Source organism: Kitasatospora arboriphila, assembly GCF_039528095.1.
Classification (GTDB): domain Bacteria; phylum Actinomycetota; class Actinomycetes; order Streptomycetales; family Streptomycetaceae; genus Kitasatospora; species Kitasatospora arboriphila.
The window spans coordinates 1-592 of record NZ_BAAALD010000280.1 but is presented as its reverse complement, the minus strand read 5'-3'; the positions used below and the strand labels follow the sequence as shown (position 1 = coordinate 592).

1 protein-coding gene is annotated in these 592 nt (G+C 53.2%); it reads right to left on the bottom strand.

Going from position 1 to position 592, the window contains the following annotated elements; translation table 11 throughout:
* On the bottom strand, positions 1-592 hold a 592-nt coding region (locus tag ABD353_RS39955; RefSeq protein WP_425555363.1), incomplete at both ends, for an Rpn family recombination-promoting nuclease/putative transposase.

Below are 592 nucleotides of genomic sequence, written 5' to 3'. Positions count from 1 at the left end.
AGGCGCTTCACCTGCATTTACCATGTAGTTTATCAGAACGCGCACCTGTTCGGGGGAAATCCATTCCACCATTACCCGGGGTAGCCTGTCCAGCAGTTCCATCATGTCCCGCTGGCGGATATGTTTCATCAGCAGGGTCAGTGCGGCCATCCGTCTGTGGTTCATTATCTCATCATCATCGATGACGGTGACATCAACCAGCGGGAATCCTGTCGTGTATACTTTTCCGGCCTGTTCCGGGTTACTGAAACAATCCAGCCAGTTCGTGGAGAACGGGTACGGACTCCGGCTGCCGTGGTAAAACAGAACCGGGATGACCAGCGGCAGTTTTTTATGACCCGCTTCAAGATGACGTTGCATGGCGGCGACAGCATATCTGAGCTGACGAAAGGCCATATTTTTATCCGCCGAACTCTGGTGTTCCAGAAGCAGATGGATGTACCCGTCATCGCCGGTGGTGGTTTTCATGCTCCAGAGAATGTCGCTGACGTACTGACGTAAGTCGTCCTCAACGAAGGTACCGGACTCCAGCTTCAGCGTGGTCAAATCGCACAGCGCGCGTAATTCAGCCGGGAGATGTAACATCATGAAG